Genomic DNA, 15,349 nt, shown 5'->3' with positions numbered 1-15,349 from the left:
GATTCAATGACTTTACATTCCATTAACTCACCTGACGATCTCAAAAAACTCTCACGCGAAGAGCTTCCCGCCTTGGCGGATGAGTTGCGTGAGTTTGTGTTGGATTCAGTATCAAAAACGGGGGGACATCTGTCCTCTAATTTGGGAACGGTAGAGCTATCAATTGCCTTGCATTACGTCTTTGATACACCAGAAGATCGCATTGTGTGGGATGTGGGTCATCAAAGCTATCCCCACAAAATCTTGACGGGCCGTCGTGAGCGTATGAACACCTTACGTCAGTACAAAGGTTTGTCGGGTTTCCCACATCGTGCTGAAAGTGAATTCGATGCTTTTGGTACCGGTCATTCATCTACTAGTATTTCTGCTGCGATGGGTATGGCACGCGCGTTTCAAACTAAAGGCGAAAGACATGTAGCTGTAGCCGTCATTGGTGATAGTGCGATGACAGGGGGCATGGCTTTCGAGGCGATGAACAATGCAGGTGTGTATGACGACCTACCCCTCGTCGTGATTTTGAATGACAACGATATGTCGATCTCTCCAGCTGTGGGTGCGCTTAACCGTCATCTAGCTAGAGTGCTCAGCGGAAATATTTATTCAGCGACTAAAAAAGGCATTGATAGTGTTTTATCTATTGCGCCACCTTTACGAGAGTTCGCTAAACGTCTTGAGGATCATGCTAAAGGCATGGTGTCTCCATCTACCATCTTTCAAGAGTTTGGTTTCAATTACTTTGGCCCAATTGATGGCCATGATTTGGATGCATTGATTCCAATGCTGCAGAACGTACGTCGTCTGGCGCTTGAAGGGCGCGGCCCTCAGTTCTTGCATGTAGTGACCAAAAAAGGTCAGGGCTATGAGTTGGCTGAGGCAGATCCAGTGTTGTATCACGGGCCAAGCAAATTCAATCCGGAAGAGGGTGTTAAAAAGCCTGCTGTCAGTAAGAAAACCTTTACCCAAGTATTTGGTGAATGGTTATGCGATATGGCGCATGCTGATCCATTATTGGTTGGTATTACTCCAGCGATGCGTGAAGGCTCTGGCTTAGTTGAATTTGAAAAGAATTTTCCGAAGCGCTACTACGACGTCGGCATTGCTGAACAGCATGCAGTAACTTTTGCAGCTGGCATGGCTTGTGAAGGCATGAAGCCAGTGGTGGCAATCTATTCGACATTCTTACAGCGCGCCTACGATCAGTTAATTCATGACGTCGCTTTACAGGATTTACCAGTGTTATTTGCACTGGATCGTGCGGGCTTAGTGGGTGCCGATGGCGCTACACATGCCGGTGCATACGACACTCCATTCTTGCGTTGCATCCCAAATATGTTGGTGATGACTCCAGCAGATGAGGCAGAGTGTCGTGATTTATTAACGACTGCTTTCCATCAGCCGCATCCAAGTGCAGTTCGTTACCCACGTGGATCAGGCATTGGCGCTATCCCATCTAAAGAGTTGCGCACCTTGCCGTTGGGTAAGGGTGAGATTCGTCGTAAATCTACTGCGCCATCCGGACAACGTTTAGCGATATTAGCTTTTGGCACATTGCTATACCCAGCCCTAGAGGTAGCAGAAGGTATTAATGCCACTGTTGCCAATATGCGTTTTGTAAAACCGCTAGATGTCGATTTGATTCAGTCCCTGGCGGCTGATCATGATTATTTCGTGACGATTGAAGATGGCGCGATTGCTGGCGGTGCTGGTAGTGCTTGTTTAGAAGCTTTATCAAATCTTGGTTTTCATAAGCCCCTCTTGCAATTAGGTCTTCCTGATGAGTTTATTGAGCATGGTGACTACAGTCTGCTAATGACCAAGTGTGGCCTAGATGTAGAGGGCATTGTTAACTCCATCAAACAGCGTTTTCCAGCGATATTGACCCAAAATTCTGCGCTTGTAGGCAAATAAGCCTGTTTTGCCTGAAAATAGAGCCATGAATGACATGAATCCTGCTTTTTTAAAGCCTAGCGCAATGCCTGACGTGCAATCCACTTTGGATGAGCGCGCTTTGCCAATTGAGCAGGTTGGTATTCGTGGTGTGCGTCATCCACTCAATATTCGCAGTAAGACTGGTAACTTTCCATCAGTGGGCACCTTTGAAATGGATGTCGCCTTACCTGCGCATGTGAAGGGCACCCATATGTCCCGTTTTATGGCCCTGTTACAAAAGCAAGAAATTGCTGTTGATAGCACTTCAGTCGTCGCAATGGTTCGTGAAATGTTGCCATTGCTTGATGCTAAAGAGGGGCATGTGCAATTTACTTACACTCACTTTGTAAAAAAAGCAGCGCCAGTATCCGGCGTTGAGAGTTTGATGGACTACGAAGTGACTTGGATGGCTACTGCCAAACAAAATTCCAAGGGCGGTACTGATGTGGAGTTGGGTTTGCGTGCTCAGGTCCCGGTGATGAGTTTGTGCCCTTGTTCAAAAGAGATTTCTGATTTCGGTGCACACAACCAACGTTCTCATGTAACGATGTCTGTAGTGCTCGATGCCGAAACAAAAATGACAGTAGAGGATTTGGTCACTGCTGCTGAGAGTGAGGCATCCAGCGAGTTATGGGGTCTGCTCAAGCGCCCTGACGAGAAGTGGGTCACTGAGCGTTCTTACAGTAATCCTAAATTTGTAGAAGACCTGGTGCGCGATGTGGCCGGTAATCTCAAGGCGGATCAGCGTATCCAGTCCTTTGTAGTAGAGGCTGAGAACTTTGAGTCTATTCACAATCACAGTGCTTTTGCCCGTATCAGCCATCAGAAATAAGTAGCAACTCAGCAGGCTAAATACTTAAGCCAAATTATTGCTTTGCAAATCCCAACGGGGTTTGATATCAAAGGCTCCAGATGTTGTGGAGCCATTATTTTTAGCTAACATTCGCAGTGCTCCAGCAAATGCAATCATCACGCCATTATCAGTACATAACTCTAGTGGCGGGTAGTGCACTTCAAAACCATTTCGCGCAGCTTTTTCATTTAACGCACTGCGCAGTTGCAAATTGGCGCCGACTCCACCAGCAAGCACTAGATGTTTGCAACCAGTTTGCTTTAGTGCTTTTTCAGATTTACTCACCAACACTGCAACAATCGCATCAACAAAAGATCTAGCGAGGTCCGCATGAAACTGCGCCACTTCAGATGTGTCGACAATCTTTTTATCCTCAAACTTTTTAACTTGATTGAGAACTGCAGTCTTTAATCCGGAAAAAGAAAAATCCAAATCACCTGAATGCAACATCGGCTTTGGTAAGTCAAAAATACCGGAGCGTCCTTGCTTGGCTAATTTAGAAATCGCAGCGCCACCTGGGTAGTCGAGTCCGAGTAATTTGGCGGTCTTATCAAAAGCTTCGCCTGCTGCATCATCTAAGGTTTCGCCCAGAAGCTCATATTGCCCAATGCCAGAGACTTTCATAAGTTGGGTATGGCCGCCGGAAACCAGAAGGGCAATAAAGGGAAATTGAGGGGCTGTTTGACCTAAAAGTGGTGAAAGCAGGTGTCCTTCCAGGTGATGAACCCCAATTGAAGGCAAATTGAGGCCTTGGGCCAGGGATTTGGCAAAAGCACTGCCCACGAGAAGGGCGCCTGCCAGCCCTGGACCTTGCGTAAAGGCAACGGCATCAATATCGGTCAGCTTGAGACCAGATTGGACTAAAGACTGGTCTAAAAGGGGTAAAACACGGCGAATATGGTCACGGGAGGCTAATTCTGGGACAACACCCCCATAGTCCCGGTGCATGGCGATCTGGGAGTGCAAACCCTGGCCCAGTATGCCTTGGAAGGCCGGTTTACCCTCCTCCCAAGGGGCGGTGTTGTATAAAGCCACCCCGGTCTCGTCACAAGAAGTTTCTATTCCTAAAACAATCATTTTTTCGCTTGGTCGTGCTAGAATCGCAATTCAGTTAATTTTTCGATATTTTTCGAGCATATACGAGTTAAACAAGTATGACTACAGTCCGCCTCCGCGAAAACGAACCATTTGAAGTGGCATTGCGCCGTTTCAAGCGCACCATTGAAAAGAATGGCCTTTTGACAGACTTGCGTGCACGCGAGTTCTACGAGAAGCCAACGGCTGAGCGTAAGCGTAAGAAGGCTGCAGCTGCTAAGCGCCATTACAAGCGTATTCGCAGCCAAATGTTGCCTAAGAAGCTTTACTAATAGAATTTAAAAGCTCTCTTCACCGAGAAGCTTTGAAACCCGCTGACGGTGAAACGCAGCGGGTTTTTGCTTTTTGAATTGCCAAAAGCTGTGCAGCAAAATATATTCAACACCCAGGAATAAAGCCATGACTCTAAAAGATCAAATTACCGAAGATATGAAAAATGCTATGCGCGCAAAAGAAGTTGAGCGCCTAGGAACCATTCGTCTTTTGTTGGCAGCCATTAAGCAACGTGAAGTAGACGAGCGTATCGTGGTTGATGATGCTGGCGTCATTGCTACCGTTGAAAAAATGATTAAGCAACGTAAAGACTCAATCTCGCAGTTTGAAAAAGCAGGGCGTGATGATTTGGTAGCGGTTGAGGCTGCTGAGATGGTGATCTTGCAGGCGTACTTGCCAGCGCAACTATCTGATGCTGAAGTAGAGGCTGCAGTAGTTGCTGCCGTTGCTTCTACTGGCGCTGCTGGCCCCCAGGATATGGGTAAGGTGATTGGCGTTCTCAAAGGCCAATTAGCGGGCAAAGCAGATATGGGTAAAGTTTCTGGCTTGGTAAAAGCCGCACTTGCCAAGTAAGTATCTAAATACGAGAAACAGTTTCATACTCGCCTTATGGCACTCATCCCACAATCCTTTATTGCCGATCTTTTAAATCGGGTAGACATCGTTGATGTGGTTGGGCAGCACGTAAAGCTAAAAAAAGCGGGTGCGAACTTTCAGGGTTTGTGCCCTTTTCATTCGGAAAAGTCTCCTTCATTTTCAGTATCATCAACCAAGCAGTTTTATCACTGCTTTGGCTGTGGCGCGCACGGATCTGCCATTAGCTTCTTAATGGAGTATTCCGGTCTTGGATATGTAGACGCTATTGAAGATCTAGCGCGTTCTGCTGGATTAGATGTTCCTCGAGAAGAGCGCACGGCAAATGACGTTGCTCGTCAGCAGCAAGCCATGGCGCTGAGTGAGGTGATGAGCGCTGCTGCAGATTGGTATCGCCAGCAACTTAAGGGCAACACTCGAGCCGTTGACTACCTCAAAGGTCGAGGTCTGACTGGTGAGATTGCTAAACGCTATGCCCTGGGATATGCACCTGATGGCTGGCAAGGTTTAGAGGCGGTCTTTGGAGCCTATTTCAATGATGAAGTGGCCAAAACTTTGTTGGAGGGCGGCCTACTGATTCAAGGCGAGCAATCTGAAGGCGGGAATGTAAAGCGCTATGACCGTTTCCGTGATCGCATCATGTTCCCTATTCGTAATCCAAAAGGCCAAACGATTGGCTTTGGTGGGCGCATCTTGGATCAGGGCGAGCCTAAATATTTAAATTCTCCTGAGACGCCGCTGTTTTCTAAAGGCAACACGCTTTATGGTTTGTTTGAGGCAAGACAAGCGATTCGTTCGCAAGAATATGTTCTTGTTTGTGAAGGCTATATGGATGTAGTGGCACTAGCGCAACTAGGGTTTCCAAATGCTGTTGCCACTTTAGGAACTGCCTGCACTGCTAATCACGTTCGTATGTTATTGCGTCAAACCGATAAGGTGGTGTTCTCATTCGATGGCGACTCTGCTGGTCAACGTGCAGCTCAGCGAGCACTCGAAGCTTGTTTGCCTTTAATGTCAGACGACAAAGAAATTCGTTTCTTATTTTTGCCGACAGAGCATGACCCAGATAGTTATGTGCGCGCTTATGGAGCACCAGCTTTTGAAAAGGTTATTAAAGAGGCTATGTCTATTTCTAGCTTCTTCTTTAAAGTGGTGAGCGAAGATCATGAGTTAACTACTCCGGAGGGTAGGGCCCATACTCATCATGCTGCCAAGCCCCTTTTATTGTCGATGCCGCCGATCGCATTGCGCACCCAAATTTTGCGTGAGCTAGCTATTCGCACCAACACCACTCCCGCTGAGCTTGAAGCATTTTGTGGTTTGACAGTAGCGCCTGCACCCGTGCGCCAAACTACTTACCAGCCGATGCAAGCAAGAACTCCAGGTGGTCAAGGCAATCAAAATAATCAGAATACTTTTTCAGGCAATGGCAATCGTCAAGGCGCACCTTGGCAAGCATCTAAGGGGTCTGCAAAACGTGTTGCCACTCAAAACATTGAGCCTCCAAAAGCACCAACGGATTTAGCGGAGCAAATGTTGCGTGTGATTATTCAGTTTCCACATTTGGGAAAAGCCTTAGATGCAAATAAACGCGCGCTTGCATTAAAGGCTGCTGAGCAGAGATCTGAAAAAGCCCATGCTTTGATGAAAGATCTTTTAGCGCAGTGTGACTTGGTTGAGTTGATTCCAGGTGAAGGTGGTAAACCAGCTACTGCAGGTGCGGGAGCATTTGCGATGTTCCAAGATCAACTTTCTCGAAGTGAGTTGGCCCCGCTGTATGAGGTACTCAGAAATCGTGTGATGGGCTCCGATCTAGAGCTCGATGGCGCTGCTGCAGATTTGGATGGAGCGTTCAAAAAACTGGAATTAACCCACCTCAAGCAAGAAATGACGGAAATTGCGCAAAAGATCGCCGGAAGTACCGCTACCGAGCAAGATCGGGCCCGATATCGGGAATTGGGCGAAAAGCTGAAATTCTCCTAAGAATTTCTGAAAACACCCCTAGAAATCCTCTGAAATTACCCCATATTTTTAGGTAAGAAGAGGGTCAAAAAGTCGCAATCGACTATAATCCTCTGTTCCCAAGAAAAAACCGATTTAATTCAGCCACTTGCGCTTTATTTTGATGAAATTTGGGGTAAGTGGGTAAGTGAGTAACGCGGGGCTGTGTTTCATCAGTCGATATCAACAACAGTAATGTGAGTAAGTGCTAATAAATGCCGAATACCAAGACCAAAAAACCAGCTCCAAAAGCGAAAACACCTGCTAAGCCAGTAAAGGTAGTTGCAAAACCTGCAGCTAAAGCAAAAGCTCCTGCTAAGCCAGTAAAGGCTGCTCCTAAACCTGCAGCTAAAGCAAAAGCTCCAGCTAAGCCAGTAAAGGCAGCTGCAAAGCCAGTTGCCAAAACAAAGACTCCAGCTAAGCCAGTTGCTAAAGTAAAAGCTCCAGCTAAGCCAGTAAAGGCAGCTGCAAAGCCAGTTGCCAAAACAAAGACTCCAGCTAAGCCAGTTGCTAAAGTAAAAGCTCCGACTAAGCCAGTAAAGGCAGCTGCAAAGCCAGCCGCTAAACCAGCAAAGGCCGCAGCAAAACCAGCTCCGGCTAAACCGGCTGTTAAAGCTCCTGCGAAATCCGCTAAAGCAGAAATCAAAGTTGAGCTGGCCAAAAAAGGTAAAGCAGTAGCAGCACCTAAGGCTGAGCCATTTAAAGAAACAAAAGCAGCAAAAGAAACTAAAGGCGCAAAAGAAGTCAAAGGCAAAAAAGCTAAGACTGCAGAACTAGAAGCACCTGTAGTTGTTGAAGAAGAAAAGAAGCGTGGCCGCAAAGCGAAAGCAGAAGCACCTGCGGATAATGCTGAGCCGGTATTAACGGATCGTCAAAAAGCGCGCGAGCGTAAGGCGAAAGAAAAGGCGCTCTTAAAAGAGTTTGCTGCTCAACAGTTAGGAACTGAAGAGCAACAAGAGTTACGTCGTGCTCGCTTGAAGACTTTGATCAAGATGGGTATGTCCAAGGGTTACTTAACCCATGGCGAGATGAATGACGTGATGTCTGATGAGTTATCTGATGCGGACGCATTGGAAACTTTGATTAGCTTGCTTAATGACATCGGTATTACTGTTTACGAACAAGCACCAGACGCAGAAACATTAATTCTTTCTGACAATACAGCTGCTGCAGCTTCTGAAGAAGAGGCTGAAGAAGAGGCTGAAGCCGCTTTATCTACTGTTGATTCCGAGTTCGGACGTACCACTGACCCAGTACGTATGTATATGCGTGAGATGGGTACGGTTGATTTGCTGACTCGCGAGGGCGAGATCGTCATTGCGAAGAAGATTGAAGCTGGTCTCAAAGACATGGTGATGGCTTTGGCTGCTTGTCCTGTAACCATTGCTGAGATTTTGACTAACGTTGACAAGATCGCTAGCGGTGAGATGGAGATTGACCAGTTTGTGGATGGTTTGGTCGATCCAAATGCGGAAGATATTAAGCTCGGACCTGAAGAGCCAGAGGTAGACCCAGATGCTGAAGAAGGCGAAGAGGGTGAAGAGGATGATGCTGGCGGCGGTGGCGGCGGTGCTGCAACGGCAAATGCTAAGCAATTAGAGGAGTTAAAGCAGATTTCTTTAGAGAAGTTTGCAATCGTTCGTACACAAGCTGACAAGATGCGTCGCGCGTTTGATAAAGACGGTTACAACTGTCCTGCATACGTGAAGGCGCAAGATGCCATTCGTGCTGAATTACTGGGTTTCCGTTTAACAGCGAAAAGTGTAGAGAAGTTATGCGACACCATGCGCTCACAAGTAGACCAAGTATGGAAGCTTGAGCGTGGCATCGTGAGCTTGTTGGTAGACAAAGTTGGCGTTAATCGTGGTGAAGTACTAAAAGATTTTCCTAAGATGTCTATGAACTTGACCTGGACTGACAAGTTGCTCAAAGAGAACAAGCCATACAGCGCACTCTTGCAGCGTAACGTTCCAGCAATTCAAGAATTGCAACAGAAGTTGATTGACATTCAGAAGAATGTTGTTATTCCACTTCCAGAATTAAAAGAAGTGAATAAGCAAATGATCGCCGGCGAGAAGCGTGCCCGCGAAGCGAAGCGTGAGATGACTGTAGCCAACTTACGTTTGGTAATCTCGATTGCTAAGAAATACACCAACCGTGGCTTGCAGTTCTTGGATCTGATTCAAGAAGGCAACATCGGTTTGATGAAGGCGGTGGATAAGTTTGAATACCGTCGTGGTTATAAGTTCTCTACTTATGCAACATGGTGGATTCGTCAGGCGATTACTCGTTCGATTGCTGACCAAGCACGTACGATCCGTATCCCAGTTCACATGATTGAGACGATCAACAAGATGAACCGTATCAGCCGTCAAATTTTGCAAGAGACTGGTCACGAGCCAGATGCTGCAACATTGGCACTGAAGATGGAGATTCCAGAAGACAAGATCCGTAAGATCATGAAGATTGCTAAAGAGCCTATCTCCATGGAGACACCAATTGGTGACGATGAAGATTCTCATTTAGGCGACTTCATTGAAGACGGCAATACCTTGGCTCCAGCAGAAGCAGCATTGCATGACTCTATGCGCGATGTTGTGAAAGACGTTCTCGATTCATTGACGCCACGCGAAGCAAAAGTATTGCGCATGCGCTTTGGTGTTGAGATGAGCACTGATCACACTCTTGAAGAGGTTGGCAAACAGTTTGACGTTACTCGTGAGCGTATTCGTCAGATTGAAGCTAAGGCTCTCCGCAAAATGCGTCATCCAAGCCGTAGCGACAAACTCAAGACCTTCCTCGAAGAAGATTGATACAAGACTAACGGGCCCATAGCTCAGTTGGTTAGAGCAGAGGACTCATAAGAGAGATAACCTCGTTGTATTTTGCTAAGAACCTAGTAAACATAAGGGTCTTAGCGTGGTAAGGGTAGATAAGTTTGCTTACACACCGCTTACACACCGAGGCAAGTTGTAAAGCAGTAGTTTTAGCCCAGTTTTATCGGGTTAAAAAGAGTAAGTTTAGGGCCCATAGCTCAGTTGGTTAGAGCAGAGGACTCATAGCGAAAGTTGTGCCTTATGCGTGGAAACTGCATAAGGGATGGTGTCAAATTCGGAGAAAGCTAAGTCTAGCAATAGATACGCTAACGCCGAGCCAAGCTTCAGTATGAAAGTGCTGTTGAAGGTGTAGAGACTAGACGGCACCCATCTAAGTAAGGATGTAAATCTTTATATGATGAAGGCATAGTCCAGGGAGTTAGGAAACTAACGCAAACCGGAATCCTTTGGTCCCAGGTTCAAGTCCTGGTGGGCCCACCAGAAAAGCAAACCCTCATCAGCAATGGTGGGGGTTTTGTCTTTTGAACGCTTCTTAAGGTGATACCGAGCAGTTCGATGTAAAAGTTTTTGCAAGCAAGGGTTTTCACTAGTTTGATTGGTGATACTTTGCTCATATTTACTAGTATCCTACTGAAATCCCAGTTGAACTTCATTAAGGAATGTATGAAAAAATTGCACGGAATTAAGGCTCTTGCGTTTGACGCTTATGGAACGGTGTTTGATGTTCATTCAGTTGTTACTTTGGCTGAAAAGATGTACCCAGGGAAAGGCAATCAATTAAGTCAGCTTTGGAGATCAAAACAAATTGAATACATGTTTTTGAGAACCATTATGGGTAGATACATACCCCATAACCAGAATACAGAAGCTGGTCTTAAATATGCATTGAAGTATTTAGGGTTGCCTGGAGGTACAAGCGAGAGAATGGCTTTGATGGATGCTTACGAAAAATTATCCCCTTTTGAGGATGCTAGGCAAACCCTTCCTAAATTGAATGGAGTTAAGAGGGCAATCCTATCTGTTGGAACCCCATCATTACTAACAAATTTAGTTGGTAACGCAGGAATTTCGGATCAATTTGACGCCTTATTAAGTGTGGATGAGGTCAAAGTTTATAAGCCGCATCCAAGAACTTATCAGTTGGCAACTGATAAGTTCGATCTCCAAAGACATGAAATTGGATTTGTCACATCAAATTATTTTGATGTAGCTGGTGCAAAAGCTTTTGGGTTTCAAGTTATTTGGATTAATCGTAATTCTGCTTTACCAGATGAATTGAGTCTATCGCCTGACATTGAGCTTAGCTCAATAGAGCAAATACCCGGGATTCTTGGTTAACTAAACTTGTGGAGTGTTCAAATGGCAACTACAAATGTAAGTGAAGTAAAAAATAATAAAAGATCAATTACCGAAGATGAGAGAAGAATTCTAATTGCATCATCTCTGGGTACTGTATTTGAGTGGTATGACTTCTTTTTATATGGATCTTTGGCGGCTGTAATAGCTAAGCAATTTTTTGCCAAGGCCGATCCAACAACAGGACTCATTTTCGCTTTATTGGCATTTGCGGCAGGCTTTATCGTTCGTCCATTTGGAGCCCTTGTGTTTGGTCGACTGGGGGACATGATCGGTCGCAAATATACCTTTTTAATGACCATCCTCATTATGGGCTTATCGACATTTGGTGTTGGTTTACTGCCTGCATATGAAAGTATAGGTATTGCAGCGCCGATTATTCTGATTTCGCTTAGGTTGTTGCAAGGTCTTGCACTTGGCGGAGAGTATGGTGGCGCAGCAGTTTATGTCGCAGAGCATGCACCTCATAATCAAAGAGGGCAATTTACGGCGTGGATACAGACAACCGCAACTTTAGGCCTGTTTCTATCTTTGTTGGTCATTTTATCAACAAGACTATTCTTGGGTGAGGCAGCTTTTGGTGATTGGGGTTGGCGCATTCCGTTTTTGGTATCCATCATTTTGCTAGGAATCTCTGTGTGGATTCGCATGTCTATGAGTGAGTCGCCAGTTTTTGCCAAAATGAAAGAGGAGGGAACCGAGTCTAAGGCTCCGCTCACTGAATCTTTTCTTCGTTGGAAAAATTTAAAAATTGTTCTAATTGCATTGTTTGGCATCACTGCTGGATTAGGATGCGTTTGGTATGCGGGTCAATTTTACGTACTGCTTTTCTTGACGCAAACACTTAAGGTAGATAGCTTTACTGCGAATTTAATTGTAGCTGGCGCGCTTTTACTCGCTACCCCATTCTTTTTGATATTTGGCACGCTATCAGATCGAATTGGAAGAAAGAAAATTATTCTTACTGGAATGGCGCTAGCTGTGCTTACCTATTTCCCAATATTTAAAGGTCTGACACATTATGCGAACCCTGCTCTAGAGATGGCATTAAAAAATTCCCCTGTAGTGGTGGTTGCAGATCCAGGGGATTGTCAATTTCAATTTAATCCTACTGGAACTAAGAAGTTTACTTCTTCATGCGATATAGCTAAGGCAAAACTAGTAGCTGCGTCAGTTAACTATCGTGTTGAAAATGCTATACCGGGTACAGTTGCTAGTGTGAAGGTTGGCGATAAGACTATTAATTCATTTGATTCCGTAGGTCTATCAAAAGAAGACGCTACCTTAAAAATGAATAATTTTGCAAAAGAATTAAGCGCAACTATTGCAGAGGCAGGCTATCCTCCTAAAGCTAATCCTGATGAGATTAATAAGCTAATGGTTTTCCTTTTGGTTTTTTTGCTAGTAATCTATGTAACCATGGCTTACGGACCTACTGCAGCGGCATTGGTTGAGCTTTTTCCAACTAAAATTCGTTATTCTTCGCTCTCCTTGCCATACCATATCGGTACAGGTTGGTTTGGCGGCCTAATGCCTACTACAGCTTTTGCTCTAGTGGCCTTAGAGGGTGATATTTACTATGGACTCTGGTACCCAGTAATTATTGCGGCAGTAACTGTAATTTTTGGGGCGATATTTCTGCCAGAGACAAAAAATGTAGATATAAAGCTATAAAAAGCCTAGTTTCAGCGAAAATAGTGAGGTTTAATACCCTCACTATTTTCAATACCTAAATCCTGCTGTGAAATTAAAAAATACTGAATTAAAAAATACTGGAAAGAATGGGCGATTAGCCCTACAAAAGACTGACAACATCAGCTTGGCGGATAAGGTATACGCTGAGCTTGAAGAAATGATCGTCACTCTTCAATTTAAGCCAGGGCAGATGCTTTCTGAGTCAGAGTTGGGTGAGATGCTTCAAGTCAGCAGAACGCCGATTGGAGAGGCTCTTCAACGATTATCTAGAGAGGGATTGGTTAACATCCTTCCGCGTCGGGGAATTGTTGTCTCCGAAATCAATATTGCTGATCAGCTAAAGCTTTTGGAATTTAGAAGTGTAGTATCTCGATTTGCCGCCGGATCTGCTGCCAGACGTTCGAGTGATGAAGAGCGTAAGCAAATGCAAGCAATTGCTGATCAGCTTTTGGGTGCAGTTAAAACAAAAGACGGTCATGCACTTTTGCAGGCCGATAAAGCTTTTCATGATCATTTTTCCATTTGTGTAAGAAATGAATTTGCATCGAGAGCATTGGATTCTTTGGATTCTTTATCAAGGAGATTTTGGTTTGTTTATCATCAAAGCCAGGATGATGCTGAATCTGGAAAACTGCACGCAAACCTAGCTTTGGCAATCGCTAAAGGGGACTCTAAAGCCGCTGAAACAGCTTCGGATGAGTTATTTGAGAGTCTGGAAAAGTTTGTCCATCAAACGCTAAGAAGATAGTTTGAAGGCATATTCTAGGGGGTAATGAAAATTACATAAACCGGAATCCATTGGTCCCAGATTCAATTCCCAGCGTGTCCACCAGGATTGAAAATACCAACCTTTGGGTTGGTATTTTTTAAGCGTTACTTAAAGCCTGTCTTAACTTTTGATTTATATTAGGCCTAATATCTATATCCTGAAAACTCCCAATGCCCAGTGTCCCAAAAAGCGGTCTTAAACAAATTAATAAGGATACCCTTTGGGATAAAGCATATTTTTCCCTGAAAAGTGCATTGTTGGCGGGCAAATTTGCACCAGGCGAGCGAATTATTTTGAGGAAGGTCGCTCAAGATCTGGGCATTAGCCTCACCCCCGTTCGTGATGCCATTAATCGTTTGGCAGCTGAAAATGTTCTTGAGAGAGGCGGGGTTGGGCAAGGTGGTGGAGCTTCGGTGCCACTATTGAATGCTCACGAATTTGATCAATTGATGTCTATACGAAGTAGTTTGGAACCGTTGGCAGCTGAGGCTGCGGCTAATAATGCAACCAAAACTGAAATATCTGAAATTTCAAAACTATTGGATCAGATGAGGGATTTGGCCAATACTGGAAATCTGGCTTCTTACCTGGACGCCCACTACAAATTTCATTTTGGGATTTACAAGCTGGCCGATCAGTCAATACTGCTTCAGGCAATTGAAGGTGCTTGGCTTCGCTGTGGGCCAACTTTAAATCTTGCTCTGCCAGCATATAAACCAGGCCAAAAAAGGCATAAATATCATTTGGCTGCGCTCAATGCCTTGAAAAAAGGGGATGGTATTGGCGTTGCTCGGGCTATACGTGCTGATATTGATAGTGCTCGATCAGATATCTGTAATTTGTTGGAATAAGACTCAATAGTAGTTTAGGAATAACAAACCCTTCACCAAATGAATGTTATTTGTTATAACATTGGTATACTTTGCTGCTATAGGAGGAGATATGAACATGTATAAAAAGACTATTTGTGCAATTACAACTTATATTTTGGCAATTCTCATGGCGCTAGATCCTGCGCTGGCTGCAGATTTTCCTACCAAGGAGATAAAGTTAATTGTGCCCTGGAATGTGGGTGGGTCAAATGATATTTCTGCCCGTTTGATTTCAAAAATACTTGCTGACGAAGGAATTACAGTTGTTGTGGATAACGTCGCTGGAGCAACCGGAACTATTGGCATGACTAAGGTTGCTAATGCAGAACCCGATGGTTACACGATTGGAATGGGCACTAGCTCTACCTTGGCGATGATTGCCCAGGGATTAACACCTCTAAAAAATGAACAATTTGCTCCCATAGCACGCGTTACTACAGATCAATTGTTGTTGCTTGTTCCAAAGGATGGTCCGGCCAAAGATTTGAATAGCTTTGAGGCAATGGTTAAAAAAAATCCAGGAAAAATATCTATTGGCACTCCTGGTAGTAATAATCTTAATCATATTTTTGCCGTGATGACCGGCAATGTGGTTGATTCATCGATCATTACGGTTCCTTATACCGGTGGATCAAAAGTGATTATTGATCTTGCAGGTAAGCAGATAGATGCCGCAGTATTGAAGCCATCTGAAAGTAAGGCCCAAATCGACTCCAATATGGTGATGCCTTTGGGTGTATTTGCAAATGAACGCATCAAATCAATGCCCAATATTCCTACATTTAAAGAGAAGGGGTACAACGTATTTCCATATGGCCCTTTAGTGCAAATGGCATATCTTGCCGCTCCTGCTAAAACTCCTCCAGAGATCCAAGAAAAACTGATTGCGATTTTTAATAAGGCTATTCAAGATCCACGCTTTAAAGCTGCGTCTGAAGATGGTGGCGCAAAAGTAGATAGCTTGACAGGAAAGGCCTTGGGCAACGAAATCGTAGCAGTGACAAACACCCTGGCTGTAGTTGGTAAAAAAGTATTTACTGAGAAAAAATAAACATCCGAAATTGAAAGAAGATTA

The 15,349-nt window shown here is 44.7% G+C and carries 12 protein-coding genes; 11 read left to right on the top strand and 1 reads right to left on the bottom strand.

The features are described 5' to 3' along the window. Positions 1-6 precede the first annotated feature (6 nt). Both dxs and folE2 read left to right on the top strand, forming a co-directional pair. Positions 7-1,908 carry a 1-deoxy-D-xylulose-5-phosphate synthase gene (gene dxs / locus PKF022_RS07860; RefSeq protein WP_281776494.1) on the top strand — a complete coding sequence of 634 codons (1,902 nt, stop codon included), beginning with the start codon at positions 7-9 and terminating at the stop codon, positions 1,906-1,908. Between the two features lie 25 nt (positions 1,909-1,933). Then, positions 1,934-2,761, top strand: a complete 828-nt coding sequence (folE2, locus tag PKF022_RS07855; RefSeq protein ID WP_281776493.1) for a GTP cyclohydrolase FolE2 — start codon at positions 1,934-1,936, stop codon at positions 2,759-2,761. 24 nt (positions 2,762-2,785) lie between these two features. Here folE2 and tsaD read toward each other — a convergent pair whose 3' ends face one another. Beyond that, the gene (gene tsaD / locus PKF022_RS07850; protein ID WP_281776492.1) at positions 2,786-3,859 is read right to left on the bottom strand and encodes a tRNA (adenosine(37)-N6)-threonylcarbamoyltransferase complex transferase subunit TsaD; all 1,074 of its coding nucleotides are present in this window, start codon (positions 3,857-3,859) and stop codon (positions 2,786-2,788) included. Between the two features lie 77 nt (positions 3,860-3,936). Here tsaD and rpsU point away from each other — a divergent pair, with 77 nt between their 5' ends. From rpsU to PKF022_RS07805, 9 genes are all read left to right on the top strand, one after another. Continuing rightward, entirely contained in the window at positions 3,937-4,149 is a 213-nt protein-coding gene (gene rpsU, locus PKF022_RS07845) for a 30S ribosomal protein S21 (protein WP_011903537.1), read from the top strand. Positions 4,150-4,276: 127 nt separating this feature from the next. Then, positions 4,277-4,723, top strand: a complete 447-nt coding sequence (locus PKF022_RS07840) for a GatB/YqeY domain-containing protein (protein ID WP_281776491.1) — start codon at positions 4,277-4,279, stop codon at positions 4,721-4,723. 36 nt (positions 4,724-4,759) lie between these two features. Next, positions 4,760-6,727, top strand: coding sequence for a DNA primase (gene dnaG / locus PKF022_RS07835; RefSeq protein WP_281776490.1), 1,968 nt, complete (start codon positions 4,760-4,762; stop codon positions 6,725-6,727). A 233-nt stretch (positions 6,728-6,960) separates the two neighbouring features. Beyond that, entirely contained in the window at positions 6,961-9,558 is a 2,598-nt protein-coding gene (gene rpoD, locus PKF022_RS07830) for an RNA polymerase sigma factor RpoD (RefSeq protein WP_281776489.1), read from the top strand. 687 nt (positions 9,559-10,245) lie between these two features. Beyond that, a complete protein-coding gene (locus PKF022_RS07825; RefSeq protein ID WP_281776488.1) occupies positions 10,246-10,920 on the top strand; it encodes a haloacid dehalogenase type II in 675 nt (224 codons plus the stop codon). A 21-nt stretch (positions 10,921-10,941) separates the two neighbouring features. Then, the gene (locus tag PKF022_RS07820) at positions 10,942-12,612 is read left to right on the top strand and encodes an MFS transporter (RefSeq protein WP_281776487.1); all 1,671 of its coding nucleotides are present in this window, start codon (positions 10,942-10,944) and stop codon (positions 12,610-12,612) included. A 67-nt stretch (positions 12,613-12,679) separates the two neighbouring features. After that, positions 12,680-13,381 carry a GntR family transcriptional regulator gene (locus PKF022_RS07815; RefSeq protein ID WP_281776486.1) on the top strand — a complete coding sequence of 234 codons (702 nt, stop codon included), beginning with the start codon at positions 12,680-12,682 and terminating at the stop codon, positions 13,379-13,381. A gap of 191 nt (positions 13,382-13,572) precedes the next feature. Beyond that, complete coding sequence (locus PKF022_RS07810; protein WP_281776485.1) at positions 13,573-14,253, top strand: GntR family transcriptional regulator; 681 nt, start codon at positions 13,573-13,575, stop codon at positions 14,251-14,253. A 91-nt stretch (positions 14,254-14,344) separates the two neighbouring features. Next, on the top strand, positions 14,345-15,325 hold the full coding sequence (locus PKF022_RS07805) for a tripartite tricarboxylate transporter substrate binding protein (protein WP_281776484.1): 981 nt from the start codon (positions 14,345-14,347) through the stop codon (positions 15,323-15,325). The last annotated feature ends 24 nt before the right edge of the window (positions 15,326-15,349 follow it).

It is taken from the genome of Polynucleobacter sp. KF022 (genome assembly GCF_027924105.1).
In the GTDB taxonomy this organism is placed as follows: domain Bacteria; phylum Pseudomonadota; class Gammaproteobacteria; order Burkholderiales; family Burkholderiaceae; genus Polynucleobacter.
The sequence above is the reverse complement of the archived record's forward strand: the minus strand, read 5'-3'. Positions and strand labels throughout refer to the sequence as shown.

Bases quoted from the DNA above. Each gene is read 5' to 3' on its own strand.
- PKF022_RS07810 (WP_281776485.1), top strand. From the start codon at position 13,573: ATGCCCAGTGTCCCAAAAAGCGGTCTTAAACAAATTAATAAGGATACC.
- dxs (WP_281776494.1), top strand. From the start codon at position 7: ATGACTTTACATTCCATTAACTCACCTGACGATCTCAAAAAACTCTCA.
- PKF022_RS07820 (WP_281776487.1), top strand. From the start codon at position 10,942: ATGGCAACTACAAATGTAAGTGAAGTAAAAAATAATAAAAGATCAATT.
- PKF022_RS07825 (WP_281776488.1), top strand. From the start codon at position 10,246: ATGAAAAAATTGCACGGAATTAAGGCTCTTGCGTTTGACGCTTATGGA.
- PKF022_RS07805 (WP_281776484.1), top strand. From the start codon at position 14,345: ATGAACATGTATAAAAAGACTATTTGTGCAATTACAACTTATATTTTG.
- dnaG (WP_281776490.1), top strand. From the start codon at position 4,760: ATGGCACTCATCCCACAATCCTTTATTGCCGATCTTTTAAATCGGGTA.
- tsaD (WP_281776492.1), bottom strand. From the start codon at position 3,859: ATGATTGTTTTAGGAATAGAAACTTCTTGTGACGAGACCGGGGTGGCT.
- rpoD (WP_281776489.1), top strand. From the start codon at position 6,961: ATGCCGAATACCAAGACCAAAAAACCAGCTCCAAAAGCGAAAACACCT.
- PKF022_RS07840 (WP_281776491.1), top strand. From the start codon at position 4,277: ATGACTCTAAAAGATCAAATTACCGAAGATATGAAAAATGCTATGCGC.
- folE2 (WP_281776493.1), top strand. From the start codon at position 1,934: ATGAATGACATGAATCCTGCTTTTTTAAAGCCTAGCGCAATGCCTGAC.
- rpsU (WP_011903537.1), top strand. From the start codon at position 3,937: ATGACTACAGTCCGCCTCCGCGAAAACGAACCATTTGAAGTGGCATTG.